Below are 18,540 nucleotides of genomic sequence, written 5' to 3'. Positions count from 1 at the left end.
TCTTCTTTCCTTCGAACATTCGCACTAACTCACTCCAGATGCTCTTCCGGCAAATACACCAGTTCCAGTTGCGGGGATGCTTCTTTTATTTTATGAGCAAGAGCTTTAACTCCGAATATTTCGGTAAAAGTCCGATGTCGTACTCCTTCAGCTTTCTAACGCATATTTCTCTCATTCCGTACACAAACTCCCAGGCGTCATGATGGGTTACAATCAAATTCACGTTTTCGACTTTAGCCTGATCCACAATCTCGGGTGTAAGGTTGGTGCAATATCCGATCTTGCTGATCGGTTTGGAGCTTTCGTAGTTGAAGCCATACTCTCCTTGTTCCTTAAATTGTTCAAGCAAGCTTCCGAACAACTCGTGCAGCGTATTCTTAAATTGCGAATAGTCCATGGGTGTTCCTCCCCCTACTCCACTACCGTCTCGCAAAAGTACGGACCGCAATACGACTCGTGAGTATGAATATAGGTCCATTTCAAGGCTTTGTCAAAAACATAAACGTCCTGCTGAGAGTCGAAATCCGTGGAGCGCAACCCTGCGGCATTTGTATATACCCATACCTGAGGCGAGTTTTGATAAAAGACGTACACCTCATCTTTAGCTGCCCCATCGAAAGCTTCCCTTGCGGCCTCCGCCGTCAAGCAGTCTTTTTTCTTATAGCTGAACATATGCCACTTAAACTCGGAGAAATAGATCTCTTCTTTGGTTTTGTCGCTAATCTCGCCGGCAAATGCGGCGTCCCATTGCTCAACGATCTGTTGCGTCTCCAACCCGAAGCGTTCTGTCAAAATGATGCCTTTGTCCTGCAGGCTTTTTCTGTACAAGTAGTTTTGATGAAGGAATTCAACCGACCAATACAGCTTTTCCAGATCGCTGTCCGGAAGCTGATTCACTAATTCGATTATTTTATTTTTCACCGTTCGCTTGCTCCCAACTGTTTTTCATTATTGTGATATTTATCACATTAATCCGAAGCAGGACGTTTTAATATAGAAATCAGAAAGAACGTCGTTCACAAACTCAATGAGGATGAGCCGCAGCGCTGCCTGGGAGCGGCCCGTCAAATTCATTTTATTGGAGGTTACGTCCATGAGTATGCAATTTTTGTCCAACCTGCCCCCTGTCGGAGAAAGCGTAGCGAAAATGGCTTCGGAGGGCGGTCAACTGGTTGCCGATTTCATGAGCACATATGGATTTTTCACCTTCTGCATTATACTCGTAGGTTTCTGCTTGTTAGTTCCCGTCCGGGTCTACGAAAAATATTACCATGTCGCGGATGACGAGCCTGTTGCCGACGATATCAGCAACGATGAACCGAAACCCTCCGGTTCGGCTGCATAGTCCAGTGTTCGGCCGATACCCATACGATTGTATAGATGCCTCTTGGATGATCGCGATCCAGGGGGCATTTTGCTTTTACTCCCATTGCGGATTCCAGACGACTTCCCACAGATGACCGTCCAGGTCTTGAAAGTAGCCCGAATAACCGCCCCAAAATGTATCGTGACCCGGAACCGTTATCACTGCGCCAGCCCTTTGCGCTTGTTCCAGAATGTCTTCGACTTCGACTTTCGAACCCACATTATGGCCTAAAGTAAATTCCGTCGGACTGGGTGCGGAAAGCTGGAGCTTTGTATCGAAGGCAATATCCTTTCGCTTCCAAATCGCGAGTCTTAAGCCTTCATGTAAATCGAAAAAGGCCACGGCACCATGCTCAAATTGTTGACCGACGATTCCCTCTGTGGGAAATCCCAAGCCATCGCGGTAAAACTTCAATGATTTCTCCAAATCGTCCACGCCCAATGTAATTACCGTAATCCTCGGCTTCATCCTATGGAGCCCCCTTGTACGGAATAATTCATTGCTTGAAATCCAACCTCGCGCTCGTTAACTTTGCTCTTGAAGCTGCTTCCTTTCACGAAGCCCGTTCGTTCATATACTTTTACGGCTCTTTCATTAAATTCAGCTACGACAAGCTGAAAATTCTGCGTCTTAAATTGACGTTGCAGAAAACTTATGCTTTGAGTCAAAAAATTCTGCCCTTTGCCTCGCCCTGTCAGATCAGGCCTCAAACCGAATCCAATGTCCAAAGCTCCATTATTATATAAATTAGCCGCATACCCGCCTGGAACGCGAGCCGAGTCGCCGCTGCACAGAAACCCCACCAACCTATCTTGCCAATCCGCTACGTAATAATAATCCTCGTTCATCAGCTCTGAGATGCCATCCTCGTTTTCGTCCATATTGTACAAAGAATAGGGTTCTTCATACTTCCAGGATGTGATCCGAGCTGCCATTTCCTTGGTCATCGGATAGAAACGGTATGTGGACATCTTCCTCCCCTTTCCGATTAGCCGCTTTTCTTCCCCAGCTTACTGGTATTATAACCCATTCTTTCTAGTTGCGCTTATCCGAAGTGAGTTGTCTGACAACTTCCTGAATTGAAACAGCCTTAGTCCGGTTTCGAATCCCGAACTAAGGCTGCAGAGTTGCTCTTCTTAGATTTGCATGTTTTTCAAGGCTTGAATGAAATGCATCTCTTTCTCCGTAAGCTCCGTCATCTGACGAACGATTTTTTCAACGTCTATATTGTCCCATTCCGAATGTTTCAGCACATAATGGATCGACTCTGAAATAGCGGAGCACTCGGCCGCGGCACGAACAAGGGATGCGTCGAACGCCATCGCCTCCAGAAACCTGGAAAACAGCATCCGAGAACCGAACATAATGGCGAAGAAAAACCTGAACTTCTCCTGATCCGCCTGCAATTGCTTGGGCAGCTGCTCTTTAACGATTGCAAGCGTGGTAAGATCGTCGGAGAAACCGTTTAACCATTCCGCATATTTGTCCATCAGCATTTTTTTATCCACATGAACGCCGCTAAGGTCCGCATAAGTAATTCCTCTTGCCGCTCCCGGTGCCGAGTTAAACGACTTGCCTAGCATCTCTTCGCTCATCTCTCCGTAAAACACCGGCGGATCCTGAACGACATATTTGGCCTCTTTGCCTGGAACGTGCTCATGAATAATAAACGAATGAAAGGATCTATACTTCCGATAATGCTCCCGATGCGGGATGTAATAATTGCACAGCCATGAAAAAACGGAGGTTTCTTCCTTCAGCAGCTTAACGATCTGCTCCTTCGCCGATTGAAACTTAGAATACCTTTGATCGACAATTTTGACGCCTAGCAGTTGGAAATCATCCTGTTTGCATAGACAGCCGGTATCGTACAGCCAGCGATTTTGATTTTTGGTAAATAAATGATCGTATACGGTTTTCGTATTTTCCAATGTATTATAGAAATAATAATCGACTGGAACTCCTTTGGATCTCAAGTACGAGACGACTTGCGCATTGCGGCAATTAAAATAGTTCTCCTCGTACTCGAATAACGTAGCGTTCAGCGTATGCATCGCGTTCAGCGTGTTCATCATATCCACCCCTAACGTTATGATTAATATGGGACGCAGATGAGCTTATCGCTCGACTCGTCGGCCACGCCTGTTATCTCGTCGGTATCCCCTCCTTAACGTAGTTTAAAATGATCCTGATCCGACCCGCCAGCTCGTCGGCCTGATGCTGAACAAACAGATGCCCGCCTGTGAAGGCCGCGGCCTCTACCCTCTCGGCCCATTTCAACCAAGCGGCCGCATCCTCTCGTGTAAATACGCTGTCCTCGGTCCCGTAAAAGACATGAAGAGGCGCTTTCAGCCGTTGTTCGCTTGGACATATATATGTTGCGATCGCATCGTAGTCCGCCCGTAGAATCGGGAGGAAGTAGTCGATAAACGGACCGTAACGAAGCAGCTCCTCCGGGATGCCGCCGAACGAAGCGACGTGCTTCAGCAAAGCTTGATCGTCCTTGTACACGGCGGGCGGACAATCCGGAGCGGGACATCCCGACACGATGACCGCGGCGGGAGACACTCCCGCCAATTCCAGCTGCTGCGCCATACGGTGGACGATTTTTCCTCCCATACTATGTCCGAACAGCACAAACGGAGGCTTAAAATAGGTGCGAAGCCGGCCAAGATATAGCTGTACGAGCGCTTCCAGATTGTTCAACAGCGGCTCCGGATTGGAGCCGTGTCCCGGAGGGTCGACCGATACGACCTGCCAGTCGCCTCGAAGCTCGGTCTCCAGGGGCTTAAATGCGGCCGAATAGCCTCCCGCATAAGGAATACAAATCAGGCGCTTGCGACTAGCCGCGGAATAATTAAATACTTTGACCATATTGTCCATCTATAGCTCAACCTCTTTTTGCGCTGCTGCCGTTTCCGGCGCCCATTTGGTCAGGCTCCAGCTATAGTATACGAACAGGATGAACGTAATGGCGGCCAGTCCGAAATAAGCGCTCTCCAAACTGATGACCTGCGGGTAAAATGCAAGCACTAATCCTAACGCAATGGAATGCGCCAGCATCATGATCGGTTCCAGCCACGCCGCCACTCGTCCCATTTTGTCGGCATCCACAATCTGCGGGAGCCAGCCCCCGAGCGCGACGTTAACGGGGGCGATGCACATGCCGGCCAATGTAACGCCGATCAAGTACGTCCAGATGTCGGCAATCATCGCGAACACGACGGCCAATAGACTGATGAGAAGCAGCCCGGCGTTGATGACGAGATGCGGCTTCAGCTTCTGCAGCGCCCAAGAGCCGACGATGCTGCCCAGGAAGAAACCGACACCCAGGAAAATCGCGAATAAAGCCATATATTGCTCGTACTGATCCGGAACCAGTTTATACTTCAGGGTGAACATCGGAATGACGGCCAGCGTGCCGTTAATCAAGCCGAAAACCAAATAGCCCAGCATAATCGACAGCAGCAAGCGATAGCGAAGAATGTATTTCATGCCGACCGTAAAGTCGGCCATGACCGGTTTAAGCCCCAGGCTCCGCCACTCCGAACGCCCATTCGGCAATCTAACCTCCAGCGGAATGCGGCAGGAGCGAATAAGCAGAGCGGACGCGATCATGCTAATTCCGTCGATCACGATCGCCCAGACAATGCCCAAGTACAAATAAGCCGCCGCACCCAGTCCCATGCCGAATACGATAAATACCCCCGACACCATCTGATTTAGACCCGCCGCCTGCATCAGCTGCTTCTCCCCGAGAATCCCCTGCACGAGGGCGAGCTGAGCAGGAACAAAAAATTTGGAAACGGCGCTGCGCAGAAATAGAAGCACAAATACGAGAGCAAGCAGGTCCAACGCGAGCGCGCCTAAAATAAACAGCGTAAGGCCGGTCCGTATCCAATCCGAGTTCTCCGCGATTTTCGCCCGGTCGAACCGATCGGCGACGACTCCGACAATAAAGAACACGAACACGCTCGGCAGCGCGGACATCAGCTCGGCCGCCGTCGCATAACCCGGCTGATCGCTAAAGCGATCCAGCAAATAGAACACAAAAGCCATATTGCCCAAAATCGTGCCCATTTGCGAAGTCAAGGAAGCCGAGAACAGGCGGGTAAAATTGCGATTTTTCAAGATTTCCACGGCGTGCGCTCTCCTTTCTAGCGAAACAGCAACCGACTGATCGCCTGCGCCCCCGACTGCAGCGCCTGAATAGGAATCCTTTCGTTCGCGGCATGAATAAACTCGGTAAAGGCAAAGGACTTGGACAGATTCATCGGCAAAAATCCATAGGTTTGAATGCCCAGCCCGGCAAAAAATCGGCTGTCCGTCGATCCGGTCAAGACAAAGGGAATCGGAACGCCTTGCGGGTCCTGTTCGCGCAAAATTTCAGCCAGCTTCGGGAACAGCTCCATGTCTACGGCGTCGGGGAATGGATCGTGCAGCAGTACCTCGTATTCCAGCTCATACCCGATCGCTTTGTTCAATTCCTTCATTAAATCGGCAGGTTCGAATCCCGGCAGCAAGCGGCCGTCGATCTTCAGTTCGATCTGCTCAGGAATCGCATTAACGGCCAATCCGCCCTGTATGACCGTAATGTTGGCCGTATTGTAGAACAAGGGCGCCAGCGTTGTCCCCTTATCCCCCAGCAATTTCAAAATCGCCGAGGTCCATCCGGGGTGCAGCAGTTGTCGGAACAGCCGCTTCTGAGTCTGCGGCATGGCATTCGCCATCGCCTCGATCATCGTCCGCACCGCCGGAGTGATGTGCGCGGGAAACCGAAGCGGGCGCAGCCGCTGAATGATATCGCCGAGCATCGCGACCGCGCTCTTAGCTTTCGCCTGCGAGCCATGGCCTCCGGAGCCTTTGATCGTCGTCTTCAACCAGCACAATCTTTTCTCTGCGACCATAATCGGATAAAACTTCTGCTTCCCGACATAAAACGAGAAGCCGCCGAATTCTCCGATCGCATGCCGTATACCCGAGAACCGCTCGGCATGATGCTCGACGAGAAATTTCGAACCGAACCTTCCTCCCGCTTCTTCGTCGGACACGATCGTAAGGACAACATCGCGCGGCAGTTCATGCTCTCGCGATTTGGCCTCCAGGAAAGCGGACAGCAGCATCGCGATGCCGCCTTTCATGTCCAAGGCTCCGCGCCCCCAGACATAGCCGTCGTATATGTCGCCGCTGAACGGGGGCAGCTTCCAGCTTTGCCCTTCGGTCGGCACGACGTCTACATGTCCATAGAGCAGCAGAGGAGGTGCCTGCCCCGTGCCGCGAATGGTTGCGATTAAGTTGGGGCGATTGGCGTCAAGAGCCAGCAGATTGCTCTCGATTCCATGGCTCCGAAGCAAATCCTCGATGTACATAATGCATTCCCGTTCATTGCCGGGCGGATTCGTCGTATTAAATGAGAGCAGCTTCTGCAAGATGGCTACCGGATCATGCCTGTTCTCCATTTGCGCCTCCACTGTGGATGTTTACTTTTGCAGTACCAGATAGCCCACACCAAAATCGATTCCGGCAAACAGCAGCAGCAGCTTGCTTCCCTCGGGAATCTCGCGCTCTTGCTCCAGCTGCCGCAGACTTACGTAGGGATCATTGCCTAGCAAGTTAACGTCCGCCCATTGCCGTCTTTCGTAAAACTCGGACGAGATTTGTCGGCATTTCGCTGCCACCGCCTGGCAAAAAGCGTTCGAAAGCCGATGGCACAGCACATAATCGATGCGGCCATGAAGCAACAACGCCTGCTGAAGCAGCCTCTCTCCATGATCGCTCATCAATTGCTCAGCAAGACGGTAATCTTCATTCTTCCAGAGCGGATACGACGGAGGAATGCCGTCGGCGAACTTCCGCGCCTCGACGATCCGATAATCTCCGGCGGAGGTAGACAATGCCATGACGGAAGCGCTGTCCCCGCGCAAATAACCAGAGAATTGGTAACGAAGCTCGGCAAACTCCACTCGGTCCGCCAAGACCAGCAGCGCAAGCTTGTCCGGCTGCTTCCGCATAGCCGAATTGGCCAGACGCAGAGCGCTTAGGCTGGATAAGCTGCCGCATTGGCTGAACATGAGCGAAATGCAGTCGTTCATTTCGAATTGGCGTTTGATTTTCAGAGAAGGCAGAACGTACTCTTTTTCCAGCGTCTCATGGCAGTAATACAAGTAGCCCAGCTTCGCCGCATTCATGCCCAACGCTTGAATGGCGCTTATCGCCACTTGACTGCCGGATTCAGCAAACACGGGGATTTCCGGTGCTGCCGAATCGACCGTCCGCTCCCGCATCCCGGCGCGAAATTCGCGGTAATGCTCGGGAGTCGGAAAGAATATCTCGCTGAATTCGTCCGATGAATCGGAATCGCCGCTCCTCCCGTCGTCGCATGAAAGTTGTTGCGACGTTGGCACATCCATCTGTCTGATCGACAAGTATAGGTTGCTCACGAATCGCTCTACCTCGCTTTATAATCAGTTCAATATTGATGGAGCGCGCAGCCCATAAATCCGCCGTAGCCCACATTAATCGTAATATAATAATCTCCCTGCTTAAGCGCCCCCTCCGCAATCGCCTGCGAAAGGTTATATTGAATATCCGAGCTGGGCAGATGCCCGACCTCGCGCGTCTTCACGTAGAACTTCTCCAATGGGGCGCGCAGCAGATAAGCGACCGTCTCCCAAGCCTTCAAGCTGACGTTCGAGCCGATAATGAGCTTGACATCGTCCAGCGACAGCTTCGCCTGTTTGAGAATGGACTGGATCGCGCCGCGAATGCCCAGGAAAAAGGTGGTGTTGAAGAGCGCCACGCCCTCCACGTTCGACTGATCGTACACATACCCGTCTTGATTAAACACCTCATAGGTTTTGTGGCCTGCGCCATACGGCGTGAGCAAGCAGGCCGACGCGCTGTCGCCGCACAAATAAAATTCGGTAAGCTTGTGCGAATTGACGCTTAATTTGTCTACGGCAACGATCAGAATCGCTCCCTCGTCGCGGCTTGCGTCAAACAGATGAGTCGCCATCCGCAAGGCCATATGGAACGAAGCGCACGTCTGTTTCCCGATGGAGTAGATGTCCGTACCCCGAAGAGTGACATACTTGTCAATCAACGGCTTGAACAAGTTGTGCTGCAGCCCCCAGTTGCCTCCGTTGACGAACATCAGCACTTGAATCGGAAGCGAATTTCTGTCCAGCAGGGGCGTGCACGCCGCAGCTATCATTTCTTCCACGGACAGCTCCGTTTCGAACGGGGCTTGCGTAAACCCGTAGTCCCGTTGAAAAGCTTCGATTTGCGCTTCCGTAATCGTCATTCCCTGCCGCCGCAAATGCGCCACGCCGTCGCTAACCGAAAATTGCGGTTCAGGGATATAGTGCGAAAGATCGGCGATGGAAAAATGCGCTTGCTTGTTCTGCAGTCCGGTTAATGCTTGGTCTGCAACAGCGTTTCCCATAACGCCACCTCCTTGGCGAACAAGGATTCGGCTAGCTTATAGCACTGCGGCCGGTCCAGCTTGCGCTGGATGGAAGCCTTCATGAAAAGCTGCTTGACTAAATCCCAGCCGCTCCGAATTTCTTGGATTTGCGCCAGCAACCGCTCGAACGTCTCCGCCGGAATCAATGACAGCTCGCGCAACGAACGAATCAACGATTCGTTAGCCTTGTGCCGGTTAGCGATAATGTTAATGCCAACGACGCTGTAGGTGAGATAATCGTTTAATCTGCTTTCGTCCAGTTCTACATTCCATTGTCCTTCCAGCGAGAAGCTGCGAATCTCGCGAATCAAGCGGTCCGCATGGAAGCATACTTCCCGCAGCGTCAGCTCGTAGGGAGGAATCTCCTCGCGGATGCTGTACTTCAAAACCGGCGGCAGCACATAATCGGGGTTTGTGCGGTACTCCGAATTTTCGTAAGACACGATCAGCCTTTCTTCCGGAATGCCATGCTCCATATATCCGTCAAGGTTGTCGTCGATCACATAGTAGGTAGACGCGGTCTCATCGTATCCGTTAAACAGCGAGTAATGGTACCAATGGAACTTCTGATAGGCCATGCTATTCGGAATCCAGTAAAATAAATCGACGTTCAGGCTGAAAATCTGGTTGGCCTTGCATAGCTCGCGAATTTCGTGCAAGTAACTGTCCCGATCCGGGAAATGATGAAGAACGAGCGGACCAAATACCCGGGAAAGGGAGAAGTCATGGTTCTTCTGCCCTTCGTTCTGATACAGAAAGTCCAAATAATACATCGAATCGATCGTCGGGTATCTGAACAACGGATCGGTGGCCGCCTCCCAGCGAAAATATTGATAGGAATTCAAGTAGGCGGCATAGCGATAGCTCGGCTCATAGGTGCAGGCTACGGAGAACATTTGGTTTAGGATGCAATTCATCCAAAACTCGTCAAAAGGCTTGATCTGATTCGAATATTTCATCGTTTTCTCCCCTGTCACGATCTTTTTTTCTTCAGTCTGTTTCCGGGAGCAAGCTCTTCGACGATTACGCATTTCTGCGGAATTCCCCATGCTGGCAGTTTGTCGCGGCAGAACGCTCTCATGCGCGCTCTAAATTCGGCGGCAGGCAGCTGAACCCGCAGTTGAAAGGTGGCCGTAATCATCGTGCCCGTTATAAGGTTTTTCTCGCCGACAACGGAAGCCTCGATCACTTCGTCCATCTGCAGCAGGACGTTTTCGATTTCGATCGGATAAATTTTTTCCCCGCCGATGTTGATCATTTCCGACTGCCGTCCCCTAATGCGAAAATACTCTCCGTCGCACTCTACGGCGTCCCCCGTTCGATACCAGCCATCCTCCGTAAACCGGCTTTCGGCGTTCAGATAGCCCAGCATGGTAAATTCCGATTTAACCTCCAGCAGCCCGTCCACAACACGCGTCTCGTAATCCTCGCCCTTGAATTTGATCCATAGAGAGTCCGGGGAACGGGACGAAGATCGAATAATGCCGATCTCCGACATGCCGTAGCTTTGCAGCAAACCGGCCTGCGGCAAAATCTCGCGAATACGCGTCAAGGTATGCTCGTTCATCGCCTCCGTACCGTAATTGATCAGCTCCAGACTGCTCAGATCGTGCCGGTTGTACGCCTCGCTGAGCAAGAGCAGGTTCAGAAACGTCGGCGACGCCGGCAGCACCTGCACTTTATGTCTGGCAATCGCGGCGCATACCCGATCCGGCGAACGATCCTCCAGAGCTACGATGCAGCCGCCGCTCGACAGCGTATTCAGAACGGTATTGATTCCTCCGATATGATCGAAAAACAGGAAGCCCATAATCCGTTTGCCCGCTCTGACGCGATCAGTCGAAAACTTCTTCAGCATGACGGTAAAATCGTGGACGGTCGCTTTGCTTTTGCCGGTGGAACCGGAGGAAAACAAAATGAGGCCCGGATGCTCGCATTGCTGAAGCGAGACTAGCAGCTCGTGCGAAGTAAGCGTCGGAAACGAGGCCACGGATACTTGGTCCTCCGCATCCATTGTTAGGACGAGTTGGGCCTGGGCGATCTCGTAAATCTCCTCCTTCCGACTGTCCATGCCGCTTGTCAGCGGAACGATCAGACACTCCCGGTCGATCAGAGCGAACATAAGCGCGAGCGTCCCCGGCGTAAAATCGCCTTCAAGCACCACTACGCTCCCCGCTTGAACCCGATACCGGTCCAGAAACGACCGGCTTGCTTCGATGCTTTCCAGCAGCTGAGCATAGCTGTAAGGCTCGCCTTTCCATATCATCGCTTCTTTCGAACCGTAAGCTTGAAATCTCTCAAGCAGGAAGCGAGTATGCAATTTTACACCCCTCCCAGGTAGAGACATTGTCCTGTAATAAAATCGCTCTCTTTGCGAATAAAGAAATCCACCGCATTGGCCACGTCCTCGAATGTGCCCATTCTCCGAATCGCCTGACGGGCGATGAGCTCGTCCATCTTCGCGCGCGGCACCGTGCGAATCAGATCGGTCATGACCGGAGTCGGTCCGACGCAATTGACTGTAATGCCATACTCGGCGTACTCTCTGGCGGCAATCTCGGAGAAGGATACGACCGCGGCCTTGGACGCCGCATAGATCGATTCGCCGGGCAATTGCAGCGGATACGCCACTGTCGAGAAATTGACGATACGGCCGTAGCGATGCTTCATCATGAGCTTGGCCGCCTCCCGCGTGAAGAGGAACGTCCCCGTTACGTTCGTATCGAAGATGCTCTTCACCGTCGATAACGGCGTAAGCAAGCTATGATTCATCGAAGCGATCCCGGCGTTGTTGATCATATTGTCCAGTCGGTCGTATTTTTTCTTGACGTGCTTGAATACCTGCTTCGCATCCGCTTCATCCGCCACGTCGGCGACGATGTGGTCGTAGCGGTCGTGCCCCCAGTCCGCTTCGTTCCGGCTGCAGCCGACGACGTGGTGACCAAGATCGGCATAATACTGAGCGAGATATTGGCCGATTCCTTTGCGCGTGCCCGTAATGACCGTAACCGGCGCGCTCATACCGCTTCCTCCTCCAGCAGCTCGTCGATGTACTCGGCAAGCGTCCTTACCGTTCTGAATGGCGTGGAAGATCTGGACATCGCCTTTTCGCTCGTTAACGTGATGCCGCCGGATTCGAGATTGTCGTTGACCCGTTCTTCCACGAGTACGATAAAGCTGACCAGCTCCAGCGAATTCAATACGGCTCCCTCGCCGAACAGCACTGTCGTCTCGCTGATCTCGATTGCGGTTTCCTTCATGCTTAAAATCTCTTCTAGAGCCGGATAAACGATGTCCCCCAAAATGGCTTCCATGGATTGCGGCTTATTCGTATTCGTTGTCATGGCGCTCTTCCTTTCCTTCTTGCGATTTTGTTAGCTGTTCCATATGCGTAGCCAGCGCTTTAATCGTGTTGTGCTCGACGATGTTCAAGCCGTCCATCGGGAAGCCTCTGTCCTCCAACTCGATTTGCACCCGAACGGCTTGAATCGACTGGCCGCCCAGATCGAAAAAGCTGTCGTTGATGCCGATCTTGTCCAGGTTCAGCACTTCCCGCCAGATCGCCGCGATCTGCTCCTCCAGTTCGTTCGTCGGTCCCTCGTAGCTCTCCAGATGAGACTTTCTCCCTTCCAGATGCGGCAAAGCTTTGCGATCGATCTTGCCATTCGACGTTAACGGCATCTCGTCGATCTGTACAAAATACGATGGGATCATAAAGCTAGGCAAATCCTTCAGCACGGCTTCTCTCAACGTGTTCAAGGAAAGCTCGGCGTCGGCGACAAAGTAGGCGCACAGGTGACTGTATCCCGCCCCCTCCTCTTCCGCTTCCGCCGTCACGACGACCTCTCGAATCGACGGACATTTCAACAGTTGGATTTCGACCTCTCCCAGTTCAATCCGATAACCGCGAATTTTCACCTGACGATCCATTCGACCTAAATAAACCGCATTGCCGTCGGGCAGCCATTTCGCCAAGTCGCCGGTGCGATACATTCGCTCGCCGGGAATCCAGGGATGTTCGACGAAGCTGCTGGCCGTCAGGTCCGGTCGGTGAATGTAACCCCGCGCCAGGCCTTTACCGGAGATGCACAGCTCACCGGCGACGCCTATCGGAACGGGCAGGTCCCCGGCTCCCAGGATGTAAGCCTGGTTGTTGTACAGCGGCCGACCGATCGGCACGTTTTTCCCTTCGGGAGAACGGGAGCGATACACATACATGTTGGAGCAGATCGTCGTTTCCGTCGGGCCGTACCCGTTAACGACGGACATGGCGGGATTCAGCTCGATAAATCGCTCCAGCACCGTATCCTTGATCGGCTCGACGCCGACCAGCATTTTATTCAGCCTGACCTTGTCCGGATGCTCGGCCAAGTCTCTGGCTACGGCGGACAAAATGGTCGGGGGAATGTACGCAAACGTAATCTGCTTATTCACCATCGTCTCGACCAAAGGTTTGACGTTGACGAAATTGCGCATATCGTACAGCACAAGCGTTCCACCGAACACAAGCGGCATAAACAGCTCGCATACGCTGACGTCAAAGGAAATGTTGGTTACGCTCAGGCCGCGATCGTGCGGACCGAACGTCTCGCCGCAATGCCGATTCATCGTGTAGGCAAAATTGTGAAAGGACCGATGCTCGATCATGACGCCCTTCGGATCTCCCGTCGAACCGGAAGTGTAGATGACGTACATGAGATCGCGGGCGGTTTGCACCGGCTGCAGGTCGCTCTCGTCCCCATTGTACAGGCTGTCGTCCAGCAAATTCAGCACTTCCTTGTCCTCGCCCGGATTCCATGCCTCTGCAGCGTTCGTCAGCACAATTCCCGCCCGGCAATTGTTCAGCATGAACGACTTGCGCGCCTCGGGATATTCCGGATCGATCGGCAAGTACGCGCCTCCGGCCTTTAGCACGGCCATGATGCCGATCATCATTTCCGGCGACGGATACGTCAGCACACCGACGACCTCGTCCGCTTGAACGCCCTTGCTTCTTAGCAGACGCGCAAGCTGGTTGGCCCTCTCGTTCAACTCTCCGTAGGTGATGCTCCGTTCCTCTAGCTCGACGGCCGGCTGAGTCGGATTCAACCGGGCCTGCCGCTCGAACATCTGGTGTATCATTAAGCTCTCGTCATATTCCCCCGACATCTCGTTGAATTCCAGCGTCATTCGTCGCCACTGCCGCTCCGTCAGCATGTTCAGCTCGCCGATGGCCGTCTGCGGATACGCGCTGCATTGCTTCAGCAATTCGATATAGTGCTCCATCATTTGCTCAATCGTCTGCTGCTTAAACAAGTCGGTGCAGTATTCCACGATCAGCTCTATACAATTGCCCCGTTCCACGGCCTGTACCATCAAGTCGAACTTGGCCGTACTCGAGACAATCGGATGCGAGCTCAGCTCGAAGTGCTCTCCCGTCATCCCCGGCATTTTCAAATTTTGCATAATAAACATCGTATCGAAGATCGGATTGCGGCTTAAATCCGTGAACCCCAGCTCCCGCACCAGGTCGTCGAAAGGAAAATCCTGATTCCGGTACGCTTGCAGCGAATAAGCTTTGACCTCGCCGAGGAACTGCTCATACGTCTTGTTGGGTGCAGGCTTGTTCATGAACACCAGCGTATTGATGAACATCCCGACGAGCGCGCCCAAATCCGGATGAAGCCGTCCAGCGATCGGAGTGCCGACGGCAATCTCCCCATTGCCGGAATACTTCGATAACAGGATTTGATAGACGCTCATCATGACCATGAACAAGGACGTATTGGCTTCGCGAGCGAACTGCTTCAACTGCTGCGCAAGCTTGTCCTCGATTTCGAAAAAAATCGTATGCCCTCTCTCGCTTTTGATCGGCGGACGAACAAAGTCCGTTGGCAGATCCAGAATCGGGAGCTCTCCCGATAAAGCTTCCAGCCAGAACCGCTTTTGCCTGTCCAGCTCGACCGATTGCAGCGCCTGCTGCTCCCAGACCGAATAATCTTTATACTGCAGCGGCAGCGGCGACAACTGCCGTCCGTCGTACAGGGCGACGAATTCCCGAATCAATATCCCCATAGACGTGCCGTCCGAGATAATATGATGCATGTCGAACAGCAGCACGTATTCCTCGCGGCCCAGCTCGAATGCAAACACGCGGAACAAAGGCGCGCCGCTTAAATCGTAGGGCCGAATGCACTGCCGAATCCGAGCGTCGATCTCGTCCTCCGAGGCTTCCTCCCAAGCGATCTCGATTGTAATCTCGTCATGGATGCGCTGAACCGGATCGCCGCCGTAAAAATGAAAGCTTGAGCGCAAGCTCTCGTGCCGGGCGACGAGCTGCCGCAGCGTCTTCTCCAGTCGCCCGCGATCCAGCTTGCCTCGCAGCCGCAGCGCTTCCGATAAGTTGTAATTGGTGCTGCTTGTCTGCAGCCGGTCCAACAGCAGCAGCCGTTTCTGCGCGGAAGAGACGGGATAGGCCATCTGTGCGTCCGCCGGAGCCAAGGGCTGAAGCTTATCTGCACTCGCGGAGTCGCTCTTGTCCTGCTTGACGAATCGGGCTAAGTTCAGCACCGTTCCTTGCTGCAAAACATCTGTGATCGTAATCGGAACGCCAAGCAGCCGCTCGATTTCATGAACGACCTGCATGGCGATAATCGAGTCGCCGCCAAGCTGATAAAAGTGTTCGGTAACATCGATTGTTTCAAAGCCTAGAATTTTGCCGACGATTTGTCCGATGCTATCCTCCAAAGGCTCATATTCTCCCGAATCTTTGCCTGCGAGTTTGACTCGGCTCGCCGAGGCTTGCGCCGCCGTTTCGGTCTCCGCAGCGGCCGTCGCCGCCACCGGCGCGAGAACGGTCGGGTTCAAGTCGGTGCCCGCTGCGCTCGGCTGGATCCAGCAGCGATGCGGTTGGAACGAATACGCCGGCAGGTGCAGCCGCTTCCTTTGCTCGCCGGCGTATACACCGGGCCAATCGATGTCCGAGCCCTGCGCGTATTTCCGAGCTAACCGTATTTCCGTCGCCGCTTCCGCTAGCCCTGCCTCTGCTTCTTCCGGATCTTCCGGAAGTTCCCAAGCTGTCCGGAGCTTTGACCCGATATAAATGCCCCTTACGCTTGCCGCTTGGGCTAAATTGACCGATGCCGCCGGCGAGGACGACATAAATTGTATCTGCTCCAGCTTACGGCTCAATTCCGGTACGTCCTGCACAACGCAGGCGATCCGATAATCATAGTGCCCTCTTCCCACGCTGGAGGTGAAGCAAATATCCCGAACGGACAAGCGCTCCGCACTCTCTTGATAGAGGAACGAGATATAGTCTCCGATCATTCGGAGAAGCGAATCGCGGCTTTTGGCCGACAGAACGAACACGGAGCTGTGCTGTGTCTCGTCCGGGCGGGCTTCGTCCCTCGCTTGCGGGCTCTCCTCCAAAATAACGTGACAGTTCGTGCCGCTCATGCCGAAAGCGCTTACTCCGGTTCTTCTAGGCCCGTCAGTCGCCTCCCATTTTCTTGCGCGATCGTTGATGTATACGGGAGAACGAATAAAATCGATGGCCGAATTCGGTTGCGTAAAATGAATTGTTGGCGGTATTGTACGCTTCTTCAAGGAGAGCGCAGCTTTCAATAAACCGGCAATCCCTGCTGCATGGTCCAAATGACCAATATTGCTTTTTATCGAACCGATTGCACAAAATTGATTCGCCTCCGTCGAATTTCGGAATGCCCGCGTGATCCCTTCAATCTCAATGGGGTCCCCCAACACGGTGCCTGTTCCATGGGCCTCGATGCAAGAGATCGTTGCCGGCTCCACATTCGCATCTCGCCATGCCCGTACGATGACGTCTTCCTGCGCGGCGGCGTTCGGCGCGGTAATGCCGACCGAGCTGCCGTCCTGATTCGTGGCGCTGCCTTTAATGACGGCATAGATGCTGTCTCCGTCGTCGATCGCCTGCTGCAGCGGCTTCAGCAGCACGCCGATGACGCCTTCGCCTCCGCCCGTTCCGTCCGCGCGCTCGTCGAACGGCTTGGCCCGCCCGTCGGCCGACGCGATCCCGACGCTGATGCCGAGATCGACCGGAAACGTATAGAGCTTGGAGCTGCCCGCTAACGCCAGCTCGCATTCTCCGCTGCGGATCGCCTGGCAGGCGAGATGCACGGCAACGAGCGAGGACGAGCACGCCGTATCCACCATAAGAGCCGGCCCCTTAAAGTCCAGCAAATAGGCGATCCGGCTAGCGATCATTGAGCTAAGGTTGCCGGGAATAGCCAGCCTGAGCGATTGCGGATCCAGCGCTTCGATCATCCGTTTATAATCGTGAAAGCTGTCGGCGTTATACCCGAGGAACACCCCGGTTCTGCTTCCCCTTAACGCCTCTCCGCCGTAACCCGCGTCCTCGATCGTCTGCCAAGCCGTCTGCAGAAATAGCCGCTGATTGGGATTCATGAGGCTGGCTTCCTTGGGAGACAGGCGGAAAAAGCTATAGTCGAACGAGCTAATCTCATCTAAATAAGCGCATTCCAGCAGCTTCGCGGAATTCCGATCGAGGCGCAGTCTGTGCATATAATCTTCAATGTCCCGCAGCCGGTTCTCCGGCAGCGGACCGATACAGTCCAAGCCTTGCTCCAAGTTCTCCCAAAACTGCTCCAGGGTTCTCGCATGAGGCAGCTTCGCGGACATACCGATAATCGCGATGTCTCTATTCGATACTTCCGAAATCTCAATCGCGTCTTCTTCTTCGTCCCTCAAGCGGATCGATTGAAATTGCAGCATGCTGCTCCCCCTCGTCTAAAATGTCGTTGCCGGCCGAGCGTCTCTATTCCTCCTATTCAGCCAAATCGTCAGAGCGATCATGCCGACGACGCCGACCAACGTAATCGCGATGGCCGCCGGGTCGCTGTTCATCCATCCTTTTCCGACATCCAGCTTATAGCCGATGAAGAACAAACTCATCGCCGTAATCTGCACGATGATCGGCGCCCATAAGGAACGCGCGATTATATAGATGAGGCAATAAACCGTTCCCGTCACGACCGAAATGAGCATAAAGCCGGCGCTCGGCTGAACGGCCACATAACCGATCATTTGCAATACGACCGCTATCCACAACGGCATCACCTTTTTCAACTCGTTAAACAGCAGCCCCCGGAAGATTACTTCCTCAAGCGCCGGAAACAGAATGCCTAGCGCCGCAATAATGAGCAAGAAGTTCCCGCTGCCCATCATCGAATCGACATTGGCCTCCAAATCCGGAAACACTTCCTTTAAGGAGACGATTTCTAATAGGCCAAGGCTGGCCAGAGCTCCTGCGAGTCCGATCAGAAAGCTGAAAACGACCAATCTAGACGGAAGCTTCACGAACTTCACAACCTGTACAAACGACTGACGTTCCGTATTGCTAACCACTAGATTCAGCTTGAACAGCAGCCAGTAGAGCAGCATCGTCACACCGAAAATGAAAACGAGATGAAGCGGCGGATTCGCCTCAATCAGCTTCCCGTAAGCTTCGATGGCCAGCAGGCGCCCGAATACAAACATGGTGAAATAGAAAACGACAAAATAAAGGATTACGTTCGCCGTTGTCGCCAAATATTTTTTCATCGCGCACACCTTTCGTCAGGGCGTGTCTGCATACACCGAAGGCAGCAGATTTGGCCGAATTTTTGTTCCATGCAAGGAACTTTTGGGAAGGCGTACCGGAGGTACGTCAAGCAAAAGTGACGCAGCAGGG

Annotated in this window: 17 protein-coding genes; 1 reads left to right on the top strand and 16 read right to left on the bottom strand. The window is 53.1% G+C overall.

Translation table 11 applies throughout. The features are described from left to right. Nucleotides 1-85 precede the first annotated feature (85 nt). Entirely contained in the window at nucleotides 86-397 is a 312-nt protein-coding gene (locus tag DFP98_RS06125; RefSeq protein WP_116059663.1) for a Nif3-like dinuclear metal center hexameric protein, read from the bottom strand. Nucleotides 398-411: 14 nt separating this feature from the next. Then, nucleotides 412-921: a DUF4275 family protein gene (locus DFP98_RS06120; protein ID WP_116059662.1), complete on the bottom strand. Its 510-nt coding sequence runs from the start codon at nucleotides 919-921 to the stop codon at nucleotides 412-414. A 172-nt stretch (nucleotides 922-1,093) separates the two neighbouring features. Here DFP98_RS06120 and DFP98_RS06115 point away from each other — a divergent pair, with 172 nt between their 5' ends. Further along, nucleotides 1,094-1,345 (top strand): hypothetical protein, encoded by a 252-nt coding sequence (locus tag DFP98_RS06115; RefSeq protein ID WP_116059661.1) that lies wholly within the window; start codon nucleotides 1,094-1,096, stop codon nucleotides 1,343-1,345. A 75-nt stretch (nucleotides 1,346-1,420) separates the two neighbouring features. Here DFP98_RS06115 and DFP98_RS06110 read toward each other — a convergent pair whose 3' ends face one another. The 14 genes from DFP98_RS06110 to DFP98_RS06045 form a co-directional block, all read right to left on the bottom strand. Further along, complete coding sequence (locus DFP98_RS06110; protein ID WP_116059660.1) at nucleotides 1,421-1,834, bottom strand: VOC family protein; 414 nt, start codon at nucleotides 1,832-1,834, stop codon at nucleotides 1,421-1,423. Beyond that, on the bottom strand, nucleotides 1,831-2,337 hold the full coding sequence (locus tag DFP98_RS06105; RefSeq protein WP_116059659.1) for a GNAT family N-acetyltransferase: 507 nt from the start codon (nucleotides 2,335-2,337) through the stop codon (nucleotides 1,831-1,833). The genes DFP98_RS06110 and DFP98_RS06105 overlap by 4 nt, the downstream gene beginning before the upstream one ends. Before the next feature lie 165 nt (nucleotides 2,338-2,502). Then, a complete protein-coding gene (locus DFP98_RS06100; RefSeq protein WP_116059658.1) occupies nucleotides 2,503-3,438 on the bottom strand; it encodes a hypothetical protein in 936 nt (311 codons plus the stop codon). 73 nt (nucleotides 3,439-3,511) lie between these two features. Further along, nucleotides 3,512-4,249: a thioesterase II family protein gene (locus tag DFP98_RS06095; RefSeq protein WP_116059657.1), complete on the bottom strand. Its 738-nt coding sequence runs from the start codon at nucleotides 4,247-4,249 to the stop codon at nucleotides 3,512-3,514. Beyond that, entirely contained in the window at nucleotides 4,250-5,506 is a 1,257-nt protein-coding gene (locus DFP98_RS06090) for an MFS transporter (RefSeq protein WP_116059656.1), read from the bottom strand. A gap of 17 nt (nucleotides 5,507-5,523) precedes the next feature. Further along, nucleotides 5,524-6,825 carry a M20/M25/M40 family metallo-hydrolase gene (locus tag DFP98_RS06085; protein WP_116059655.1) on the bottom strand — a complete coding sequence of 434 codons (1,302 nt, stop codon included), beginning with the start codon at nucleotides 6,823-6,825 and terminating at the stop codon, nucleotides 5,524-5,526. A gap of 21 nt (nucleotides 6,826-6,846) precedes the next feature. Beyond that, nucleotides 6,847-7,806: a beta-ketoacyl-[acyl-carrier-protein] synthase family protein gene (locus tag DFP98_RS06080; protein WP_116059654.1), complete on the bottom strand. Its 960-nt coding sequence runs from the start codon at nucleotides 7,804-7,806 to the stop codon at nucleotides 6,847-6,849. A 29-nt stretch (nucleotides 7,807-7,835) separates the two neighbouring features. Then, nucleotides 7,836-8,810: a 3-oxoacyl-[acyl-carrier-protein] synthase III C-terminal domain-containing protein gene (locus tag DFP98_RS06075; RefSeq protein WP_116059653.1), complete on the bottom strand. Its 975-nt coding sequence runs from the start codon at nucleotides 8,808-8,810 to the stop codon at nucleotides 7,836-7,838. Next, the gene (locus DFP98_RS06070; protein ID WP_116059652.1) at nucleotides 8,780-9,790 is read right to left on the bottom strand and encodes a hypothetical protein; all 1,011 of its coding nucleotides are present in this window, start codon (nucleotides 9,788-9,790) and stop codon (nucleotides 8,780-8,782) included. Before DFP98_RS06070 ends, DFP98_RS06075 begins: the two co-directional genes overlap by 31 nt. A gap of 14 nt (nucleotides 9,791-9,804) precedes the next feature. Further along, nucleotides 9,805-11,151, bottom strand: coding sequence for an ANL family adenylate-forming protein (locus DFP98_RS06065; protein ID WP_116059651.1), 1,347 nt, complete (start codon nucleotides 11,149-11,151; stop codon nucleotides 9,805-9,807). A 2-nt stretch (nucleotides 11,152-11,153) separates the two neighbouring features. Continuing rightward, a complete protein-coding gene (locus DFP98_RS06060; protein ID WP_116059650.1) occupies nucleotides 11,154-11,852 on the bottom strand; it encodes an SDR family NAD(P)-dependent oxidoreductase in 699 nt (232 codons plus the stop codon). Continuing rightward, nucleotides 11,849-12,175 carry a hypothetical protein gene (locus DFP98_RS06055; RefSeq protein ID WP_116059649.1) on the bottom strand — a complete coding sequence of 109 codons (327 nt, stop codon included), beginning with the start codon at nucleotides 12,173-12,175 and terminating at the stop codon, nucleotides 11,849-11,851. The genes DFP98_RS06060 and DFP98_RS06055 overlap by 4 nt, the downstream gene beginning before the upstream one ends. Then, the gene (locus tag DFP98_RS06050) at nucleotides 12,156-17,582 is read right to left on the bottom strand and encodes a non-ribosomal peptide synthetase (RefSeq protein ID WP_116059648.1); all 5,427 of its coding nucleotides are present in this window, start codon (nucleotides 17,580-17,582) and stop codon (nucleotides 12,156-12,158) included. Before DFP98_RS06050 ends, DFP98_RS06055 begins: the two co-directional genes overlap by 20 nt. A 15-nt stretch (nucleotides 17,583-17,597) precedes the next feature. Beyond that, nucleotides 17,598-18,410 (bottom strand): CPBP family intramembrane glutamic endopeptidase, encoded by an 813-nt coding sequence (locus DFP98_RS06045; protein WP_116059647.1) that lies wholly within the window; start codon nucleotides 18,408-18,410, stop codon nucleotides 17,598-17,600. Nucleotides 18,411-18,540: the final 130 nt, after the last annotated feature.

This window comes from Cohnella phaseoli (assembly GCF_003386235.1).
Taxonomy (GTDB): Bacteria; Bacillota; Bacilli; order Paenibacillales; family Paenibacillaceae; genus Cohnella; species Cohnella phaseoli.
Note: the sequence above shows the minus strand (reverse complement) of the source record. Positions and strands in the feature narration are given on the sequence as shown.